Here is a 19,181-nt window from a genome sequence, read left to right on the forward strand (position 1 = left end):
GAGAGGGTCCTGCCGCAAAAAAAAGACGCCCTGCGGGGCGCCTTTTGCAGTCCGGGCCGGCAGCGGCGCTTAGACTTTCAGGTTCGGAATGATCTGCTTTTTGCGCGACATGATGCCCGGCAGCACCACGGTGTCGCCGGCCGCATCGGCGCCAAAGCTCTTGGCGGCCACGGTTTTCACCAGATCGTTCGGCACCAGGAGGGTGGCTTCCTCGTTCAGGATGTCCACGACGAACAGCAGCACCTGGTCAACACCATCCTCAGCCGCGACGGAGGTCATGGTTTCCATCAGCGAGGCCTTGCGGTCCAGCACCACGCCCGGCGCGGTGGTTTCCAGCACGGAGACGCGGAATTTGGTGCCCTCGACGGCGTATTCCTTGGAGTCCATACGCAGCAGTTCCGCATCCGAGAAAGAAGAGACGTCGGATTTGGCGGCAAACATCTCAGCCGCGTAATCGGCGATATTGATGCCCAGCTCACCGGCCAGCTTCTCGGCCACGGCTTTGTCGTGCGCGGTGGTGGTCGGCGAGCGGAATTCCAGCGTGTCGGACAGGATGCAGGTCAGCGCTGCACCCTTGATTGCGTCCGGCATCTTGGCGGCGTCATCGCCCATCAGGTCGTGCATGATGGTGGCGGTGCAGGCCAGCGGACGGATGGTGATGTCGATCGGGCCTTTGGTTTCCAGGCCGCCGACCAGCTTGTGGTGGTCGATGATAGCCTGCACATCGGCGCCGTTGATGTTGGCGGGCAGCTCTGCCGGGTTGTTGGTGTCGACGATGACAACCGCCGCGTCATCGGCCACGTCGGCGATGATCGCGGGCTTCTCGAAACCCCAGCGCTGCAGCATGAAGGCTGCTTCGGTGTTCGGTTCGCCCAGCAGTTTGGGCTCGGCAGCGGCACCCTTTACCTCGTTCAGATACCAGGCCCAGATGATCGGGGAGCCGGTGGAATCGGTGTCGGGGGATTTATGGCCGAAAACTTGGATGGTCATGGGGCAGTCCTGTTCACTCAAGAGGTCCGAAGGGAGATTTGCGCGCCTTATAGGGCTGGCGCGCAGGCTTGTCACCCCGCAGCCGCTGCAATGCGGCGTTGTGCCTAGAACGGGGCGCGTTCCAGCCTGTAGCCCTCTTGCCGCAGAAGGTTCAGCAGGCCGGCCCTGCCTGGCAGATGCAAGGCGCCGGCAGCCACCACGATGCGGTCGCCCCTGGCCGCTTCGATCACCGGGATCCAGTTTCGGTTGCGCTGGTCGAGCAGCGCGTCCATCGCCTCTGCCCACAGGGTTTCGCGCTCTACCCTGGTCAGGGCGCCGCTTTGCAGGAAGTCCCGCTCGCTCAGGTAAAGCGCGCTCAGCGCTTGTTGGTCGAAATAGGCCTCAACCGTGGTGACGAAACTGTCCCGGCCGCCGCCCATCATGGCGGTAAAGGCGCGCAGCTGGCGGACCTGCTCTTCCAGCGGGTCGGCGTCCATCATCCGGATAACGCTCATCGGATCTTCGAGCGACTGCAGGGCAACACCGGCTTCTTCAGCCAGTTTGCTCAGCCGCACATCAAGGCCTCGTTTGATGTCCTTGTCCTGGCGCAGGCAGGGCGGGAATGACATTGTCATCGCCAGGAACCAGGGCCGCATCTTGGCTGCCATCCAGGGGGCCATGCCATGGCTGCGGACCTTGGTGGCCAGGGCCTCCCACTCAGCCGCGGGCAGGCGGTCGATCAGACTGGGGCCATCGGTGATCAGCATCAGCGAGGGCGTGCGGCCCAGTTCGGCCTCGAACGCCGCCTTGTCGGCGGGGCTGGCCTCCATCAGCAGAAGGTCTGCCTGGCGCACCAAGGGGGCCAGCCGGGCGGTGATGGCCTCCATCCGCGGATCGTTGATGTGCAGGGTGCCGATCACATGCAGCGTGCGGTCGCCGCGCCGGGCGATCCAGTGGTTGCCTTTGGCAAAGGGCGCAGCGGCGGTGCGGGCCTCGATGCGGGCGCGGTCTGGTGCGGCGAGGGCGGTGCGCAGGTCGGTGCCGGTGCAGGCCGCCCACAGCGAGGCGGGCAGCAAGAGGAAAAACAAGGAAAGGAAAAGCCGCATAACGGGAGGGTCCTGAGATCTGAGTGCCGGCGGGGGCTGCCTTACCACGCGGCCGGGGCGAGGCTGAAACCCTTGGCTTTCAGCAGGTTCAGAACACCGTTTTTGCCGGGCAGATGGGCAGCCCCGACCGCGACGGCAATCCGGTCGTGCCGGGCGGCCAGGATGGGTGTTATCCAGCGCTGGTTGCGCTGATCCAGCAGGCGGCGGTTGTACTGCCGCCACAGCCGCGTGGTTTCGGCGCCGGAGAAGCTGCTGTACTGGGCACTGATCCAGGGGGCGAGGACAAAGGAGGTCCAGACGCTTTGGTCGAAATAAGCCTCAACCGGGGTGGCATCCTCGGGTTTGCCGGATTGCACCAGTTCCAACTCCAGCGCCAGCATCCGGGCCTGATCGCTGAGCGGCAGGCTGGCAATGGCCGCCAGCGCCTGTTCCGGGGTTTCCAGCGCCCCCAGCGGGATCCGTTTGCGCCGGGCGAAATCGGATATCCGGTCATCCAGTCCGCGCCGCAGGCCAAAGCCGTAGGGGCGGCAGCCACTTTGCACCACAAACATTGAAATCGCCCAGGGCTGCATCCGGTTCATGGTCTCCGGATTGACGCCGGTCACCTGGGCCGTCAGCTGGAACCGCTCCCAGGCGTCGCGGGGCAGCAGGTGCCGCAATTCCTGGCCCTTGGGCAGCAGGAAACTGCGGGCCAGTTCATCAGGCATCCGGTCCAGGCGTTCCAGATCGGAGTCGGAGGTTTCCAGATAAATAGCGTCTGCTTGTGCCAGCACCGGGCGCAGGGTGCGCATCACCTTGGCCATGCGGGCATCGCCGCCATGCATGGTGCCGATCACGTGAATGGTGCGGTTCCCCTTGGTGGCGACCCAGTGGTTGCCGCGCGAATACGGGGTGGCGGCCATCTCGCGCTCCAGCCGTGCTTCGGTGGCGGCGGGCAGATGGTCGCGGTAGTCGATGCCGCGGCAGGCGGCCATGGCGGCAGGGGCCTGCAGGGCCAGGCCAAGTGCCAGCCCAAGTACCAGGGCGCGTGCAAGTGCTATCGGTTTCATTCTAAGCCCTCTCACCGGTTCCGGAACAGCAGCCTGGATGTATGACCCTAGGGTGCGGCGCCGGGGGCGGCAATGCAAAACCCTGCGTCTGGGCCGCAAATCCGTGCCGCGGATTGCCAACGGCGGTGCGACCTGCCAGTCATGGGCGATGGAACGCGAGGATCAGCTGTATGCGCCGGTGAAGGCGCTGCTGGAAGGGCAGGGCTATGAGGTGAAGGGCGAGGTGGGGGCCGCCGATGTGGTGGGTGTCCGCGGCGCCGAACCAATGGTGATTGTCGAGCTGAAGCTGAAGTTTTCGCTGTCGCTGTTTCACCAGGCAGTGGCCCGGCTGGCGGTCACCGACCTTGTCTATATCGCGGTGCCGCGGCCCGGAGGGCGGCAGGCGCGGCGGATGATGAAGGACAATCTGGCCCTGTGCCGGCGGCTGGGACTGGGGCTGATCACGGTGCTGGCGGACGGCCGGGCAGAGGTGCATTGCGACCCCGGGCCTTATGCTCCGCGAAAGTCAAAGAAGAAGCAGGCACGGCTTTTGCGCGAGTTTCAGACCCTGCGCGGCGATCCCAATGCGGGCGGCGCCACCCGGCATGGCATTGTTACGGCCTACCGCCAGGATGCGCTGGCCTGTGCGGCGCATCTGGCCGTTGCGGGCGCCTGCAAGGGGGCCGTTGTTGCCAAAGTCACCGGTGTTGCGCGCGCCACGCAATTGATGGCCAGCAATCATTACGGCTGGTTCGAGCGGGTGGCGACCGGCATCTATCAGCTGACGGATGCGGGCCGTGCGGGGCTGGTGCATTGGGCAGGCAGCTGGGAAGATGAAGCGCCGGATGAGGTGTCCGGGTGAATTTGATCCGTGCATCTGATTCTTCAATTGCCTTTATCTCATCGCGCATTACGAGGTTCAGATGATTTTAAGTCAACTCAGTTGCGATTTTTCCCTGTTGAGCCTGCGCGCCTCTGGGCCGATGAGGTGGGCAGCTTTGCATGAGGGGAGACAGCAATGGCACATCAGGACATCGACCGGCTGCAGGACCGCCTGCGCGCGCAGCGGGTCTCATTCGACAAGATCCCGGTGATCGACATCAGCGCGCTGAACAACGGCGGCAGCCTGTTTCAGGTCGCCAAGGAAATCCGCTGGGCGCTGACCAACGCCGGGTTCTTTTACGTCAGGAACCACGGGGTGCCGGAAGCGGTGGTGAACGGCGCCTTTGATGAGACACGGGCGTTCTTCGATCTGCCGCTGCAGGACAAGATGGATCTGCACATCTCCAAATCCGGGATGGCCTTGCGCGGCTATATCGAGGTTTTCGGGGAAAACACCGACCCCAAAAAGACCAAGGATCTGAAGGAGTGTTTTGACATCGGGCCGGAATGCCCCGGCGGTGCCGCGCCGTTTTTCGGCGCCAATCTGTGGCCTGCGGCACGGCCGGAGTTTCAGCGCGCGGTCTATGGCTATCATCAGGAGATGAAAGGCCTGGCGCAGCGGTTGATGCGGGCGATTGCGGTCAGCCTGGATCTGGAGGCGGATTTCTTTGCGCCCAGGATGCAGGACCCGATCACCATCCAGCGCTTGCTGCATTACCCGCCGCAAGAGGGGCAGATTGATGAGAGCGTGATGGGCATCGGCGCCCATACGGATTACGGTAGCCTGACCATCCTGGCGCAGGATGACGTGGGCGGGTTGCAGGTGATGAACCGCGATGGGGATTGGGTCGAAGGGCCGCCGATTGCCGGGACTTTTGTGATCAACATCGGCGATCTGATCCAGCGGCTGACCAATGATCTTTACTTGGCCAACCTGCACCGGGTGGTGAATGCCTCGGGGCGCGAGCGCTATTCGATCCCGTTTTTTATTGATGCGGACGCGGCGGCTGTGGTGCAGCCGCTGGACAGCTGCGTCAGCGCGGAAAACCCGGCGCGGTATCAGCCGGTGGCCTGCGGCGCGCATAAGTTCAGCCGCTTCAAGGACAGCTTTGCACACCTGAAAGACAAGGCGGCATAAGCGGAAATTCCGAAGACAGCAGAGGGCGCGCCGGCGCCCTCATTTTTTTGCCGATTCCGTGTTGACAAGGAAGGGGGGCATTCCTAGCTTCCCCTCGTTAGCACTCAGCAGATGTGAGTGATAACTGCCCTGCCAGGGAGCGGGGCAAAGGATAACAACCTTTGAGCCTTTAAGGAGCTGCAAAGATGGCATTGAAACCGCTTCATGACCGCGTACTGGTGCGTCGCACCGAAAGCGAAGAAAAAACCGCGGGCGGTCTGATCATCCCCGAAAGCGCAAAAGAAAAGCCGAGCGAAGGCCAAGTCGTCTCGACCGGCGAAGGCGCACGCAAGGACAGCGGCGAGCTGATTGCGATGGCTGTTTCGGCTGGCGACAAGATCCTGTTCGGCAAGTGGTCCGGCACCGAGGTCACCGTCGACGGCGAAGAACTGCTGATGATGAAAGAAAGCGACATCATGGGGATCATCGAGTAAGCCGCCCGGCTTCTCTGACCCCCTATTATCGCTGCCAAACAGAAATTCTCGAGGAGAATGAAATATGTCTGCTAAGGACGTCAAATTCGCAACCGACGCACGCAACCGCATGCTGAACGGTGTCAACATTCTGGCTGACGCCGTGAAAGTGACCCTGGGCCCCAAAGGCCGCAACGTGGTTCTGGACAAATCCTTTGGCGCGCCGCGCATCACCAAAGACGGTGTGTCGGTTGCCAAGGAAATCGAACTGGAAGACAAGTTCGAGAACATGGGCGCCCAGATGGTGAAGGAAGTTGCTTCCCGCACCAACGACGAAGCCGGCGACGGCACCACCACCGCCACCGTGCTGGCCCAGGCCATCGTCAAAGAAGGCCTGAAGCAGGTTGCAGCGGGCCTGAACCCGATGGACCTGAAGCGCGGCATCGATCTGGCGACCTCGACCGTTGTTGCCGGCATCAAAGAGATGGCCCGCGAAGTCAAAGACTCCGCTGAAGTTGCCCAGGTCGGCACTATCTCTGCCAACGGCGAAGCTGAAATCGGCCAGCAGATTGCTGACGCGATGCAGAAAGTCGGCAACGAAGGCGTGATCACCGTCGAGGAAAACAAGGGTCTGGAAACCGAGACCACTGTTGTCGAAGGCATGCAGTTCGACCGCGGCTACCTGTCGCCCTATTTCGTGACCAACGCCGACAAGATGATTGCAGATCTCGAAGACTGCATGATCCTGCTGCACGAAAAGAAACTCTCCTCGCTGCAGGCCATGGTGCCGCTGCTGGAGCAGGTGATCCAGTCGCAAAAGCCGCTGCTGATCATTGCTGAGGACGTTGAAGGCGAAGCGCTGGCAACCCTGGTTGTCAACAAGCTGCGCGGCGGCCTGAAAATTGCTGCTGTCAAGGCACCGGGCTTCGGCGACCGCCGCAAGGCCATGCTGCAGGACATCGCAATCCTGACCGGCGGCCAAGTGATCTCCGAAGATCTGGGCATGAAGCTTGAGTCCGTGACCATGGACATGCTGGGTTCGGCCAAGAAGATCGAAATCACCAAAGACGAGACCACCATCGTCGACGGTGCAGGCGAGAAAGCCGAGATCGAAGCCCGCGTTGGCCAGATCCGCGCTCAGATCGAAGAAACCACCTCTGACTACGACCGTGAGAAACTGCAGGAACGCGTTGCCAAACTGGCAGGCGGTGTTGCCGTGATCCGCGTCGGCGGCATGACCGAAGTGGAAGTGAAAGAGCGCAAAGACCGTGTGGACGATGCTCTGAACGCGACCCGCGCAGCTGTGCAGGAAGGCGTGATCGTCGGCGGCGGTGTTGCTCTGGTTCAGGCCGGTAAAGCACTGGAAGGCCTGGAAGGCGCCAATGCTGACCAGAACGCCGGTATCGTGATCGTGCGCAAAGCGATTGAAGCGCCGCTGCGCCAGATCGCCGAAAACGCCGGTGTTGACGGTGCTGTTGTGGCCGGCAAGGTCCGCGAAAGCTCCGACAGCTCCTTTGGCTTCAACGCTCAGACCGAAGAATACGGCGACATGTTCGCCTTCGGTGTGATCGACCCGGCCAAAGTGGCGCGTACCGCTCTGGAAGACGCAGCATCGGTTGCCGGTCTGCTGATCACCACCGAAGCCATGGTTGCCGACAAGCCCGCCAAAGAAGGCGCAGCTGCCGGCGGCGGCATGCCCGACATGGGCGGCATGGGCGGCATGGGCGGCATGATGTAAACCGCACGGTTTTTCATCTGGAAAACCGGTTGCTCATTGAGCGTCAGAAATTCAGGAAAGGCCGCCGGACTGGCGGCCTTTTTTGTTGTCTGGGTGAAACGGTTGCATTTAGTGTGCAGGGGATGATTCATTGACAATTCATTCAATTTTTGCGGGATACTTGATGTCTTACCTTGTGCCAGCCACCGATGATATTCAGGTCAATTCAATCACCAAAAACGAACAGGATGACGCCCGCATTGCGGCCCTGCCCAATGGCGGTTTTGTTGTTGTTTGGGAATCCCTGAATGCCAAGGGCGACAGGAATGATATCTATCAGCAGGTTTATGATGCGGATGGGACTCCTGTAGGCAGAAATGTCCGGTTGAATACGGACAGGTCCTATACCAATTACAACCCGGTTGTCGAAGTTCTGAGCGATGGCTCGTGGGTTGTTGTCTGGGGGGAATATGACCGAGAGGACAATGTTCAGGAAGTGAAGGCCCGCATGATCCGAGCGGATGGCGTTCCGCGGGCAGAGGAATTTACGGTCAACGAGTTCACCTATGGAGACCAGGATTGGCCCGACGTTTCCGCGACGGAGGACGGCGGCTTCATCGTGGTTTGGGACAGCTTCCACGTTTGGACAGCTAATGGTGTGGACTATGAAACCCTAGAAATTCGTTCAAGGGAATTTGACAGTTCGGGCGAGGAAGTCGAGACCGACAAGTCGCTTCTGTACTCTATGTATAACTCGCGCTTCCCGCAGGTTACGACCTTGGAAAACGGTGAAATTCTGGTCGTGTGGCAGTATCCTGAATACGACAGTAACGGAAACCGGACTTCCTCGCGAAACGAGGGGCTGGTTCTTACGAAAGAGGTCTACTTTGAAGGTCATTCTTCCGCTCTCCTTTTAGGAGAAGATTTCAGCGGTATCTTTTCTGTGGAGGCGCTGGAAGATGACAGATTTGTCGTGGCTGGCTGGACGGTAGTTGACGGTGTGAACCAAGTTGTGGTTCAGGTTTACGAGAATGGCCCATACAGATTTGAAACAATTTCTGAGCCGGTCTATACAAAAGTTTCCGGGCTGGATGTTTATGAGCCCAGGCTTGCCGCCACGGCAGATGGCGGATTTGTTCTGACTTACACAGTGGATACAATCCCGGGTTATGCAGACGATGGCGGGCAGGAAGACACCTATATCCAGCGCTATGATGCAGACGGCAAAAAGGCCGGTGCTCCGGTTCGGGTCAGCGAGATTTCCGCGCCGGGACAATTTCAATTTGACTCTGATATCACTGTTCTTGAAGGCGGCCAGATAGTCTCGGTCTGGGAAGGCTTTCCGGGAGACGGGAGTTCAGGGGTTTATATCCGGATGTTCGAACCGCACCTGGTCGGAACCACCGGGCGGGACATATTGCGAGGATCTGCCGCGGACGACAACATCAGCGGCCGCGGCGGCAATGACCGGCTGTCTGGCTCGTCCGGAGATGATAACATCCACGGTGGCAGAGGCCGGGACAATCTGCGCGGGCAGAACGGGAATGACCGGCTGGAAGGTGACGGCGGCGATGACCGGCTCGCAGGTGGCAAGGGTCAGGATGTTCTGATCGGGGGCAGGGGTAATGACACGCTGGATGGAGGCCGCGGCGATGACCTGCTGAAGGGCGGCGCAGGCGCGGATCATTTTGTCTTTTCCACCGGCAAGGATAAAATTGCAAAATTCAACGACGGCACAGACACGTTGGTTCTGGACAAGTTTGCGCTGGGAATTGAGCAGCTGAACGCTGCAGAAATTCTGGAAACCCATGGGCGTATGGCCGGTGATAACCTGGCAATTCTGGATTTTGGCGGCGGGGATATTCTCAAGATCCGCGGTGTGAGCGATCTTTCCTCCCTGGCTGATGATATTATTTTCACCTGATTGGCCGGATGCGTTGGAATCCGCCCCCGGTGAACTGGCCGCGCTGAAGAAGGTGGGGCTGGTGCATTTCATCCGGGTGGAAGGGGCAGGGGGCGCGGGCCATTCCTATTTCCGCGACAATCCCGGCGCGATGTCGGACATTGCGCTGGCGCTGCGCACGCGGGCGTTTCCGGGCGGCACGCTGCGGCCGCTGGAGCTGGATCACGACAATATCTGGACCCTGCATCCGGATTACCCGCTGGAGCGGTTGCCGGATCTGGATCTGGACTATGTTCAGGACCGCCGCTGAAGACCCGCAGGGCGGGCCTGCCTCCGGCGGGAGTATTTTGGCCCAGAAAGAAGCGTGTCTGCCGCCGGACTGCTGCTGACACGGAAAAGTCACTGGCCTGGCAGGCGGCTCCATTGTAGCTGGCATCTTATGCGATTGTTTCTGCTTGTCTCTCTCACCATGCTGGCCTTTGCCGCAAATTCGATCCTGGGCCGGGCCGCGGTTGGCGGCGGCTATATGGATGCCACGGGTTTCGGCCTGTGGCGGCTGGTGTCCGGGGCGCTGACCCTGGCGGCTTTGTGCTGGATCCGGGGGCTGGAGACCTGGAGCCGGGAGCGCATCCTGCGTTCTTCCAGCCTGTGGGGCGGAGCGGCGCTGACGTTGTATATGGCGGGATTTACCCTGGCGTATCAGGATCTTGATGCAGGATTGGGGGCGCTGGTGCTGTTCGGGGTGGTGCAGATATCCATGTTCCTATGGGGGGCTGTGCGCGGCAGCCGGCCAGGGCCGGCCCAGGCCGCCGGGGCTGTGGCGGCCCTTCTAGGGCTGGCCTATGTGGTCTGGCCTGCACAAGGCGCTGGAGTGCCATTAACCGCTTCATTGCTGATGGCCGCGAGCGGGCTGGGCTGGGGCATCTATAGTCTGCTGGGGCGCGGTGTGCAGGCGCCGTTAGTGTCCACGGCGGTGAATTTCGCCTGGTCCAGTGTGATGATGCTGCCGGTTCTGCTGCTGGCGGGCGGCGGCACGGTGGTGAGCCTGCACGGGGTGTTTCTGGCCGTTTTGTCCGGTGCGGTGACCTCGGGGCTTGGGTATGCGCTGTGGTACCGGGTGCTGCCGCAACTGCTGCCAGCGGTGGCGGCCACCGTGCAGCTGAGCGTGCCGGTGATTGCAATCCTTGCGGGGGCGGTGCTGCTGGGCGAGAGCGTCGGGCTGCGGCTGGTGTTCGGGTCGGTTGCGGTGCTGGGGGGGATTGCGCTGGTGGTGCGGGGCGGACCGGGGCAGGCTGCGCGGCAGGAGCCGGGCAAGGCCGGCTGAGGGGCTTTCACCACCCGCCATTTGCGCTTATCTGATCCCCATGCGTATTGCGATGAAATCCCTGATAGCCGCTGCTGCGGCGCTGCTGCCGCTGCCCGCTGCGGCTGATTGTGTGATCCTGCTGCACGGGCTGGCCCGCAGCGAGGCGTCTTTTGTGGTGCTCGAGGAGGTCTTGCAGTCGCGCGGCTACAGCGTTGTGCGGCCCGGCTATGCCTCCACCGAGGAGACCATCCAGGTGCTGGCGGAGGAGACCTTGCCGCAGGCCTTTTCTGCCTGCGGCGAAGAGACAGCCCATGTGGTGACCCACTCGATGGGCGGTATCCTGTTGCGCTACTTGCTGCAGGGCAACCATCCGCAGAACCTGGGCCGTGTGGTGATGATGGGCCCGCCGAACCAGGGCAGCGAACTGGTGGATGAGCTGGGCGATTGGGAGGTTTTCGGCCTGCTGAACGGCCCTGCGGGCCTGCAGCTGGGAACCGGGGCAGAGAGTTTGCCGAAACAACTGCCGCCGGTTGATTTTCAACTGGGGGTGATTGCGGGCAGCGAGACGCTGAACCCGCTGTTCTCCGCCCTTATACCGGGGGCGGATGACGGCAAGGTCTCGGTCGCCAGCACCAAGGCGGATGGCATGGCGGCGCATCTGACGCTGCCGGTCACCCATACTTATATGATGAACAGCCCGCAGGTTATGGCGCAGACGCTGCATTTCCTGGAGGAAGGGCGGTTTGAACCGTCGCTGACCTGGCTAGCGGCGGTGGAAGAGATCATCGCTGAGGCTTGCCAGCTGAATGGCGGTTGCGCAGAGGCAGAGAAATGACATTGGAACTGACGCTGCAAGGCGGCGATGTGCTGCGCCCTGGCGGGTTGGAGCGCGGCGGCGAAATTGCCATCGCAGGCGGCCTGGTATCGGAGACAGCTTCGGGGCGCGCCGCGGACCTGACAGGCTATCTGGTGCTGCCGGGGATCGTGGATCTGCACGGCGACGGGTTTGAGCGCCATTTGGCGCCGCGCCGGGGCGCGATGAAGCAGATGGCCGAAGGGGTTGTGGCCGCCGAGGCAGAGCTGGCGGCCAATGGCATCACCACCGCGGTGCTGGCGCAGTTCTATTCCTGGGAAGGCGGCCTGCGCGGCCCGGAGTTTGCCGGTCAGGTGTTTGAGGGTATCAAAACGGTGCGCAGTTCTGTGGTGACCGATTTGCTGCCTCAGCTGCGGTTTGAGATCCACATGCTGGAGGATTACGCCGGGCTCGCCGCCAAAGTGGCGGAGTGGCAGGTGCCGTATGTGGTGCTCAACGATCACCTGCCGCATGAGCGGCTGGCGCAGGGCAAAAAACCGCCGCGCCTCACCGGCCAGGCGCTGAAGGCGGGGCGCAACCCGGATGTTCACTGGCAGATGCTGAAGGACATGCACGCGCGCCGGGCTGAGGTGCCGGGCAGGCTGGATGCGCTGTGCCGCGAACTGACGGTGCTGGACGTACGCCTTGGCAGCCATGACGACCAAACCGCCGAAGACCGCGCTGTCTGGCGCGGCCGCGGCGCCCGGATTGCCGAGTTTCCGGAAACGCTTGAGGCAGCCGAAGCAGCACGGGATGCAGGGGATCCGGTGATCCTCGGCTCGCCCAATGTGGTGCGCGGCGGCTCCCACAAGGGCAATGCCTCCGCCGTTGAGCTGATCGCCATGGGGCTGTGCGATGCGCTGGCTTCCGACTACCACTATCCCAGCCCGCGCCGGGCGGCGCTGATGTTGGAACGCTCGGGCCTGATGGATTTGAGCGGTGCCTGGCGGCTGGTATCGGACGGGCCTGCACAGGTGCTGGGACTGACCGACCGCGGGCGGCTGGAGACGGGCAAGAGGGCTGACATAGTGGTGCTGAACAAGGAAACGCAGCGGGTGGCGGCGACACTGTCGGGTGGACGGGTCAGCTATATGTCGGGGGATGTTGCCGCCCGCTTCCTGGCCTGAGGGGGAGCGCCGCGCATCAGGCCGGATGGCCCTCTTTGCGGCGCGTGAAACCGGCGGGGCCGATTTCACCGGCCTGCCTTGCTGCCGTCGGATGCCCCGGATAGGGTGCACCGGAAGACATTTCCTTTTGTGGATTTCTGCTGGCATGACCCGGAAATACGGACGCACCTTTCATCTGCCGCAATCGCCCGGCGCCGCCAGTGATGACAAGATCATGCTGGATACTTCTGCCCTGCTGGCCGAACCGGAGGTGATCATCCCGAGAAGATGGATGGGGAAAACACCACGATCCACAGCGGCGGCTGCCATCCGCGCAGCCCGGATGCGCGGTATCACCCGTCACGGGACTGGATGAAGGCCTTTGCCGCGGGCGTCTCGCCGGGCTTGGCGCAAAGGGAACGGATTGTCGGGGAGTATCTTTATGCACGCCATGCCATCGCCTACGAGGCACTGCCCAGCTATTTTCTGGGGTTCGCCTGGATCTTGGACGGCGTTATCCAGCCCTGGCAACAAACCCTGGTCCGGTTCGCAGAGCTGGGGATTACGAGCGTGCCGGTGCTGTACCGCGGACCGCCATCCGCGCAGGTGCTGCACGAGACCATTTCAGGGTTGGATCTGGAGAGGCAGGAAGGCTGTGTGATCCGAACAGCCAGAGGTTTTTCCGAGGCGGAAATGCAGAGGCTGCTGGCCAAATACGTTCGCGCGGATCATGTGCAGACTGATGTGCATTGGATGAACGCGGAAATCATCAGAAACGGTCTCATCTGAGACCGCCGCCTGCTTCTTTCTGGTCTTAAGTACTCCCGGGGTTTGGGGCAGCGCCCCAATCCTTCAGTCCTGCGCGTTCACCACCCGGTTCACATGACCCATCTTGCGGCCTGGCTTGGCCTCAAGCTTGCCGTAGAGATGGAGGGCGCAATCGGGTTCTTTCGCGAGCTCGGGTATGCGGTCCACATCATCTCCGATCAGGTTTTCCATCACCACGTCGGAATGCCGCTGGCCGTCGCCCAGCGGCCAGCCCGCGACGGCGCGGATGTGCTGTTCGAACTGGTCGACGGTGCAGCCGTTCTGGGTCCAGTGGCCGGAATTGTGGACGCGCGGGGCGATCTCATTGACGATCAGGCCTTTGGGCGTGACGAACAGTTCCACCCCCAGAACGCCGACATAATCGAGCGCATTCAGAATCTTGCCCGCCATTAGCACCGCGTCCATACGCTGGCTTTTGCTGAGGCGCGCAGGCACGGTGGTGCTGTGCAGGATGCCGTCGCGGTGGACGTTTTCGCCGGGATCGAAACAGGCGATCTCACCGCTGATGCCGCGGGCGGCGATGACCGAGACCTCGTGGGTAAAAGTAACAAACCCTTCTAGGACCGACGGCGCACCTGCCATGGCAGCGAGAGCTTCGGCAGCGTCTTCCGGTGCCTTGATGCGGGCCTGGCCCTTGCCGTCATAGCCGAAACGGCGGGTCTTCAGGATCGCGGGGGCGCCGGTCTCTGCCAGGGCGGCGTCGAGGCTGGCCTGATCACTGATGTCGGCAAATGGCGCGGTCTGGAGGCCGAGGTCCTGCAGGAAGTTTTTCTCGGTCAGCCGGTCCTGGCTGATACGCAAGGCTTCACGGCCCGGGCGGATCGGTTTGTGCGATTCCAGAATGTCGAGCGCGGAGGTGGGGATGTTCTCGAACTCATAGGTGATCACATCGACGCAAGCGGCAAAGGCGGCCAGGGCGGCGGCGTCCTCGTATCCGGCGGTGGTCACCTGATCGGCGACATGGCCTGCGGGCGGGTTAAGCCCTGGTTCAAAGATATGGGTCCTGAAGCCAAGGCGGGAGGCCGCGACCGAGAGCATCCGGCCGAGCTGGCCGCCGCCGAGAATGCCGATAGTGGCGCCGGGCTGCAGGGCTTCAGTCATCGGAGGGCTCCTCGGGGATGGAAGCAGACAGGGCTTGGCGCCAATCGTCCAGGCGCTGGGCAAGATCCGCGTCTTGCAGCGCCAGGATACCTGCGGCCATCAGGCCTGCATTGGCAGCACCGGCGGCACCGATGGCCATGGTGGCAACCGGGAAACCCTTGGGCATCTGCACGATGGAATACAGCGAGTCGACGCCTGAGAGGGCGCGGGTCTGCACCGGCACGCCCACAACGGGGACGCGGGTTTTGGAGGCGACCATGCCGGGCAGATGGGCCGCACCGCCGGCACCTGCGATGATCACCTGCAAGCCGCGGTCCGCGGCGGATTTTCCGTAGCTCCACAGCCGGTCCGGGGTGCGGTGGGCGGAGACGATTTTGGCCTCATACTCAACACCCAGTTCATCCAGGATAGTGGCGGCTTCCTTCATGGTGGGCCAGTCGGATTGGCTGCCCATGATGATGCCTACTTTGATGTCGGCCATGGCTTGGTGGCTCCTGTCGCGGCTTGTGGAGCGCGCACTATAGGGAAACTGGGAATTGGCGCAATCCGGCTTGTCGCGGAAAACGGGCGGATTTGCTTTGTTTCAGCGGCTCTGGCGCTATGCCGCAGGCGGCAAGCTCCCGCCCGCGCGCGAATGCAGGCAAGCTGCACCGCCTTGCGGTTGGGCGTGGCGCCGCGCGGCGGCGCGGCGCGGGAGGCTTGTGCAGGGCCGGAACCGGGGGCAGGGTGGCGGCTGGAACAGGGAGGATGCGATGCTGGAGCTACGCCCCAATTGCGAGCTATGTGACAAGGATCTGCCACCGGATGCACCGGACGCGCGGATTTGCAGTTATGAGTGCACCTATTGCGCGGTTTGCGTGGAGCAGGTGCTGGACAATGTTTGCCCCACTTGCGGCGGCGGCTTTGCGCCGCGGCCGATCCGGCCCGGGAAGGCCTGGCGGGCAGAGCTGAAGCTGGGGCTGGGGAACCATCCGGCCTCGACGGAACGGGTGCATACGAAGTTCACCCGCGAGGATATTGCCACGCATGTGGCAAGGATCCGGGATATGAAACCGGAAGAGCGGTGAGCGGAGCCGCCGGGCAGGCGGCTCCGGTTGCTTTCGGGATCAGTCCCGCTGTTTCGGCAGGATCAGGTTCAGCGCGAGGCCGGCAACGCCGGAGAGGCCGATGCCCGCGAGAGTGAAGCCTTCGCCGAATTGCAGCGTCAGCCCGCCGAGGCCGATGATCAGCACGGTGGAGATGATCACCATGTTGCGCGCATCAGTGAGGGCGTCGCCCAGCTTGGCCAGCACGCTGAGGCCGACCACGGTGACCATGCCGAAAAGCAGGATCATGATGCCGCCCATCACCGGCATCGGGATGGTGGCAAGCGCACCTGACAGCTTGCCCGCAAATGACAGCGCGATAGCGAAGATCGCCGCCCAGGTCATGATTGCCGGGTTGAAGGCACGGGTCAGGGTGACGGCGCCGGTGACCTCGGAATAGGTGGTATTGGGCGGGCCGCCTAAGATGCCCGCGGCGGCAGTGGCCAGACCGTCGCCCAGCATGGTGTTCTGGATGCCGGGTTTCTCCATGTAGTCGCGCTTGGTCACATTGGAGATCGCCATGATGTCGCCGAAATGTTCAATCGCGGGCGCAATGGCGACGGGCAGAATGAACAGGATGGCGGCCAGATTGAACTCGGGCGCGACGAAATCCGGGACCGCGAACCAGGCGGCGCTGGCCAGCGGAGCGGTATCCACCAGGGATTGCCCGGTGACGGCGCCGAGGATCAGCGCGGCACCATAGCCGGCAGCGACGCCGGCCAGGATCGGCACCACGCGCATGATCCCACGGCCCAGAATAGCGGTCAGCATGGTGGTGCCGAGGGCAACAGCTGCAAGCAGAAGGGCGGTGTTTTTCGGCATCACCTGGGTGTCGCCGGCCAGGCCGGTGGCCATGTTGACCGCCACCGGCGCCAGCGACAGGCCGATCACCATGATCACCGGGCCGACCACCACGGGCGGCAGCAGCCGGTGCATGAAGCCCGCGCCAAAGGCGCGGATGGCAAAGCTGAGCGCCACATACAGAAGGCCCGCCGCTGCCAGCCCGCCGGTGGTCGCCGCCATGCCCCAGGTCTGCACGCCGTAGATGATCGGCGCGATGAAGGCAAAAGACGACGCCAGAAACACCGGCACCTGGCCGCGGGTGACGACCTGGAAGATCAGCGTTCCAAGTCCTGCGGTGAACAGGGCGACGCTGGGGTCGAGCCCGGTCAAGAGCGGCACCAGCACCAGCGCGCCGAAGGCGACAAACAGCATCTGGGCGCCGGTCAGCGCCTGTTTCGGGGAGAATTTGTAGTCGGCGTCCTGGGCTTCAGACACCGGAGTGCGGTCGCTGGTGGCGGTCATGGTGATGCTCGTTCATTGGTTCAGCCGCTTGCGCGGGAGGCTCCGGAGTGGAGGCCGGGCACAAAATCCGGCTGCTGGTAAACGGAAAACCCGGCTTTGACCATCCGGTCAGACGAAGATTCCGCCAATCGCGGGCAAGGTGTCGCAACGGGGCCGGGAAATTGCCGGTTTTCTGCAAGCCGGATAACGGTCAGACCGGGCCTGCTGCACTTGGCTGCATTTAATGGACCGCGACCTATGACCTTGGACAATGACCCTCTCCTGCAGCCGCTGCAAATCCGGCATCTGAGCCTGCGCAACAGGATCATGAGCACAGCCCATGCTCCGTCGTTCCAGGAGGGCGGCCATCCGCGCGACCGCTACCGGCTGTATCATGAGGAAAAGGCGCGGGGCGGCATTGCGCTGACGATGATCGGCGGCTCGACCAATATCGCGCCGGACAGCCCATCTGTCTTCGGGCAGCTCTATGCGGGCGATGACAGCATCATTCCGTGGTTCAAGAAACTGACCGATGGGGTGCGCAAGCATGGCGCGGCGGTGATGTGCCAGATCACCCATATGGGACGGCGCACCGCCTGGGATGACGGGCACTGGCTGCCGGTGCTGGGGCCGTCGGGGCGGCGGGAGCGGGCGCACCGGGCTTTTCCAAAGGTGATGGAGCAGGAGGATATCTCCCGTATAATCAACGATTTTGCCACCGCGGCACTGCGCTGCCGGGAAGGCGGGTTCGATGGGATTGAGCTGCTGTCGCATTCGCATCTGCTGGGGCAGTTCCTGTCGCCGCTGGTGAACACGCGCGAGGATGATTACGGCGGCTCGCTGGACAACCGGCTGCGGCTGACGCTGCAGGTCTTGGAGGCGGTGCGCGCGGCGGTGGGGCCGGATCTGATCCTGGGGATGCGGGTCACCGGCGATGAGCTGTCGGAAGGGGGCCTCAGCGCGGGTGAATGTTTTGCTGCGGCGCAGAAAATTGCTGCGGCGGGTGCTGTGGATTTCCTGAACGTGCTTGCGGGCGCGCCTTATGATGATCTGGGGCTGGCCGGCTGGGTGGCGCCGATGGGGATGCCCGCGGCGCCGGATCTGAATGTGGCGGGGGCGATCCGCGCGGCGGTGGATCTGCCGGTGTTCCATGCCGGCGGCGTGGCCGATATTGCCACTGCCCGCCATGCCCTCCGCGAAGGCCAGGCCGATATGATCGGCATGACGCGGGCGCATATGGCCGACCCCCATCTGGTGGCAAAGCTGCAGCGCGGCGCGGAGGAGCAGATCCGTCCCTGCGTGGCACTGGGTTATTGCGTCGACCGGGTGAACCAGGGCAAGCCCGCGGTCTGCGGCCATAACGCCGCAACCGGGCGCGAGGCTGTGATGCCGCATGTGCTCCCGCCTGCGCGGGAGCGGCGCAAGGTGGTGGTGGCCGGCGGCGGCCCGGCGGGGCTGGAGGCGGCACGGGTTGCGGCGGAGCGCGGCCACAGGGTGGTGCTGCTTGAGGCGAGCGGGCGGCTTGGCGGGCAAATCGTCTTGGCGGCCAAAGGCACGACCCGGCGCCAGATTTGGGGTGTAGCGGACTGGCTGATCTCGGAAGCGGAGCGGCTGGGCGTGGAGATGCGGCTGAACACTTACGCCGAGGCAGACGACGTGCTGGCCGAAAACCCGGACGCAGTGATCGTGGCGACCGGCGGCTGGCCGGAGCCACTGGAGATCCCCGGCGGTGATTTGATCACTTCCAGCTGGGAGGTGCTGGGCGGCGAGGCAAGGGTATCGGGCGCGGTTCTGCTGCTGGATGAATGCGGCGATCACGCCGCGCTGGTTGCGGCGGATGTGATGGCACGGGCGGGCTGTTCGGTCACGCTGGTGACGCCGGACCGGGTGGCGGCGCATGACTTGGGGCCAACCAATTCGGCGGTGGTGCTGCGTGATCTGGCGCGGCAGGGGGTGGCGCTGGAGTGCTTTCTTGAGGTGGTTTCCGTGGCCGCAGACGGGCGCCGCAAACGTATCACCCTGCGCCATGTCCTGACCGGGGAAGTGACCGAGCGGGTGGCGGATCATGTGGTCAGCGAACATGGTATCACTCCGGCGGATGATCTTTACCATGCGCTGAAGCCGCAGTCGCGCAACCTGGGTCAGTTGGACCACCAGGCAATGATTGCCGGAACCAGCCCTTTTGCCGCCATCAATCCGCAGGGCAGCTTCTGGCTGGCGCGGGCCGGTGATGCGGTGTCAGGGCGCAATATGCACGCCGCCATCTATGATGCGCTGAGACTCTGCAAGGATCTGTAATCTGCAATCAAGCGGAACCGCAGCGCGCCGTCAGGCGCGCTGCCACGCCCAACACCTTCCGGTGCAGCCGGCTGCGCGGAAAAGGGGGCGGGAGGCCCTGTCGAAACTGTTAAGGCACTGCGTTC

The 19,181-nt window shown here is 63.1% G+C and carries 18 protein-coding genes; 12 read left to right on the forward strand and 6 right to left on the reverse strand.

The genetic code is table 11. From position 1 onward, the window contains the following. Positions 1–69: 69 nt before the first annotated feature. The 3 genes from L1069_RS14950 to L1069_RS14960 form a co-directional block, all read right to left on the reverse strand. The gene (locus tag L1069_RS14950; protein ID WP_237456194.1) at positions 70–990 is read right to left on the reverse strand and encodes a manganese-dependent inorganic pyrophosphatase; all 921 of its coding nucleotides are present in this window, start codon (positions 988–990) and stop codon (positions 70–72) included. Between the two features lie 104 nt (positions 991–1,094). Then, positions 1,095–2,075 carry a TraB/GumN family protein gene (locus tag L1069_RS14955; RefSeq protein WP_237456195.1) on the reverse strand — a complete coding sequence of 327 codons (981 nt, stop codon included), beginning with the start codon at positions 2,073–2,075 and terminating at the stop codon, positions 1,095–1,097. A gap of 41 nt (positions 2,076–2,116) precedes the next feature. Beyond that, entirely contained in the window at positions 2,117–3,124 is a 1,008-nt protein-coding gene (locus tag L1069_RS14960; RefSeq protein ID WP_237456196.1) for a TraB/GumN family protein, read from the reverse strand. A gap of 148 nt (positions 3,125–3,272) precedes the next feature. Between L1069_RS14960 and L1069_RS14965 the strand changes: the two genes are divergently transcribed. From L1069_RS14965 to L1069_RS15010, 10 genes are all read left to right on the forward strand, one after another. Then, positions 3,273–3,965 (forward strand): DUF2161 family putative PD-(D/E)XK-type phosphodiesterase, encoded by a 693-nt coding sequence (locus tag L1069_RS14965; protein WP_237456225.1) that lies wholly within the window; start codon positions 3,273–3,275, stop codon positions 3,963–3,965. 156 nt (positions 3,966–4,121) lie between these two features. Further along, positions 4,122–5,123: a 2-oxoglutarate and iron-dependent oxygenase domain-containing protein gene (locus tag L1069_RS14970; protein ID WP_237456197.1), complete on the forward strand. Its 1,002-nt coding sequence runs from the start codon at positions 4,122–4,124 to the stop codon at positions 5,121–5,123. 185 nt (positions 5,124–5,308) lie between these two features. Continuing rightward, positions 5,309–5,596: a co-chaperone GroES gene (locus L1069_RS14975; protein WP_027258120.1), complete on the forward strand. Its 288-nt coding sequence runs from the start codon at positions 5,309–5,311 to the stop codon at positions 5,594–5,596. A gap of 64 nt (positions 5,597–5,660) precedes the next feature. Beyond that, the gene (groL, locus tag L1069_RS14980) at positions 5,661–7,313 is read left to right on the forward strand and encodes a chaperonin GroEL (RefSeq protein WP_129370197.1); all 1,653 of its coding nucleotides are present in this window, start codon (positions 5,661–5,663) and stop codon (positions 7,311–7,313) included. Positions 7,314–7,476: 163 nt separating this feature from the next. Further along, positions 7,477–9,216 (forward strand): calcium-binding protein, encoded by a 1,740-nt coding sequence (locus L1069_RS14985; RefSeq protein ID WP_237456198.1) that lies wholly within the window; start codon positions 7,477–7,479, stop codon positions 9,214–9,216. 13 nt (positions 9,217–9,229) lie between these two features. Further along, positions 9,230–9,505: a hypothetical protein gene (locus L1069_RS14990; protein WP_237456199.1), complete on the forward strand. Its 276-nt coding sequence runs from the start codon at positions 9,230–9,232 to the stop codon at positions 9,503–9,505. Positions 9,506–9,634: 129 nt separating this feature from the next. Further along, a complete protein-coding gene (locus tag L1069_RS14995; protein WP_237456200.1) occupies positions 9,635–10,519 on the forward strand; it encodes a DMT family transporter in 885 nt (294 codons plus the stop codon). Between the two features lie 52 nt (positions 10,520–10,571). Further along, a complete protein-coding gene (locus L1069_RS15000) occupies positions 10,572–11,336 on the forward strand; it encodes an alpha/beta hydrolase (protein ID WP_237456201.1) in 765 nt (254 codons plus the stop codon). After that, positions 11,333–12,481, forward strand: a complete 1,149-nt coding sequence (locus L1069_RS15005; RefSeq protein ID WP_237456202.1) for an alpha-D-ribose 1-methylphosphonate 5-triphosphate diphosphatase — start codon at positions 11,333–11,335, stop codon at positions 12,479–12,481. The genes L1069_RS15000 and L1069_RS15005 overlap by 4 nt, the downstream gene beginning before the upstream one ends. Positions 12,482–12,748: 267 nt before the next feature. Then, a complete protein-coding gene (locus L1069_RS15010; RefSeq protein WP_343328060.1) occupies positions 12,749–13,249 on the forward strand; it encodes an RNA ligase family protein in 501 nt (166 codons plus the stop codon). A gap of 63 nt (positions 13,250–13,312) precedes the next feature. Here L1069_RS15010 and L1069_RS15015 read toward each other — a convergent pair whose 3' ends face one another. Both L1069_RS15015 and purE read right to left on the reverse strand, forming a co-directional pair. Continuing rightward, positions 13,313–14,389, reverse strand: a complete 1,077-nt coding sequence (locus tag L1069_RS15015) for a 5-(carboxyamino)imidazole ribonucleotide synthase (protein WP_237456203.1) — start codon at positions 14,387–14,389, stop codon at positions 13,313–13,315. Then, on the reverse strand, positions 14,382–14,870 hold the full coding sequence (gene purE / locus L1069_RS15020) for a 5-(carboxyamino)imidazole ribonucleotide mutase (protein ID WP_237456204.1): 489 nt from the start codon (positions 14,868–14,870) through the stop codon (positions 14,382–14,384). The genes L1069_RS15015 and purE overlap by 8 nt, the downstream gene beginning before the upstream one ends. A gap of 271 nt (positions 14,871–15,141) precedes the next feature. Between purE and L1069_RS15025 the strand changes: the two genes are divergently transcribed. Next, positions 15,142–15,456 carry a DUF1272 domain-containing protein gene (locus tag L1069_RS15025; RefSeq protein WP_237456205.1) on the forward strand — a complete coding sequence of 105 codons (315 nt, stop codon included), beginning with the start codon at positions 15,142–15,144 and terminating at the stop codon, positions 15,454–15,456. A 39-nt stretch (positions 15,457–15,495) separates the two neighbouring features. Here L1069_RS15025 and L1069_RS15030 read toward each other — a convergent pair whose 3' ends face one another. After that, positions 15,496–16,779 carry a solute carrier family 23 protein gene (locus tag L1069_RS15030; RefSeq protein ID WP_237456206.1) on the reverse strand — a complete coding sequence of 428 codons (1,284 nt, stop codon included), beginning with the start codon at positions 16,777–16,779 and terminating at the stop codon, positions 15,496–15,498. 237 nt (positions 16,780–17,016) lie between these two features. Between L1069_RS15030 and L1069_RS15035 the strand changes: the two genes are divergently transcribed. After that, on the forward strand, positions 17,017–19,056 hold the full coding sequence (locus L1069_RS15035; protein ID WP_237456207.1) for an NADH:flavin oxidoreductase: 2,040 nt from the start codon (positions 17,017–17,019) through the stop codon (positions 19,054–19,056). Positions 19,057–19,181: the final 125 nt, after the last annotated feature.

This window comes from Leisingera sp. MMG026 (genome assembly GCF_021654205.1).
Classification (GTDB): Bacteria; Pseudomonadota; Alphaproteobacteria; order Rhodobacterales; family Rhodobacteraceae; genus Leisingera.

Excerpts from the sequence above, each read along its gene's own strand:
- L1069_RS14950 (WP_237456194.1), bottom strand. The coding sequence starts at position 990 with ATGACCATCCAAGTTTTCGGCCATAAATCCCCCGACACCGATTCCACC.
- L1069_RS14955 (WP_237456195.1), bottom strand. The coding sequence starts at position 2,075 with ATGCGGCTTTTCCTTTCCTTGTTTTTCCTCTTGCTGCCCGCCTCGCTG.
- L1069_RS14960 (WP_237456196.1), bottom strand. The coding sequence starts at position 3,124 with ATGAAACCGATAGCACTTGCACGCGCCCTGGTACTTGGGCTGGCACTT.
- L1069_RS14965 (WP_237456225.1), top strand. The coding sequence starts at position 3,273 with ATGGAACGCGAGGATCAGCTGTATGCGCCGGTGAAGGCGCTGCTGGAA.
- L1069_RS14970 (WP_237456197.1), top strand. The coding sequence starts at position 4,122 with ATGGCACATCAGGACATCGACCGGCTGCAGGACCGCCTGCGCGCGCAG.
- L1069_RS14975 (WP_027258120.1), top strand. The coding sequence starts at position 5,309 with ATGGCATTGAAACCGCTTCATGACCGCGTACTGGTGCGTCGCACCGAA.
- groL (WP_129370197.1), top strand. The coding sequence starts at position 5,661 with ATGTCTGCTAAGGACGTCAAATTCGCAACCGACGCACGCAACCGCATG.
- L1069_RS14985 (WP_237456198.1), top strand. The coding sequence starts at position 7,477 with ATGTCTTACCTTGTGCCAGCCACCGATGATATTCAGGTCAATTCAATC.
- L1069_RS14995 (WP_237456200.1), top strand. The coding sequence starts at position 9,635 with ATGCGATTGTTTCTGCTTGTCTCTCTCACCATGCTGGCCTTTGCCGCA.
- L1069_RS15000 (WP_237456201.1), top strand. The coding sequence starts at position 10,572 with ATGAAATCCCTGATAGCCGCTGCTGCGGCGCTGCTGCCGCTGCCCGCT.
- L1069_RS15005 (WP_237456202.1), top strand. The coding sequence starts at position 11,333 with ATGACATTGGAACTGACGCTGCAAGGCGGCGATGTGCTGCGCCCTGGC.
- L1069_RS15010 (WP_343328060.1), top strand. The coding sequence starts at position 12,749 with ATGGATGGGGAAAACACCACGATCCACAGCGGCGGCTGCCATCCGCGC.
- L1069_RS15015 (WP_237456203.1), bottom strand. The coding sequence starts at position 14,389 with ATGACTGAAGCCCTGCAGCCCGGCGCCACTATCGGCATTCTCGGCGGC.
- purE (WP_237456204.1), bottom strand. The coding sequence starts at position 14,870 with ATGGCCGACATCAAAGTAGGCATCATCATGGGCAGCCAATCCGACTGG.
- L1069_RS15025 (WP_237456205.1), top strand. The coding sequence starts at position 15,142 with ATGCTGGAGCTACGCCCCAATTGCGAGCTATGTGACAAGGATCTGCCA.
- L1069_RS15030 (WP_237456206.1), bottom strand. The coding sequence starts at position 16,779 with ATGACCGCCACCAGCGACCGCACTCCGGTGTCTGAAGCCCAGGACGCC.
- L1069_RS15035 (WP_237456207.1), top strand. The coding sequence starts at position 17,017 with ATGACCTTGGACAATGACCCTCTCCTGCAGCCGCTGCAAATCCGGCAT.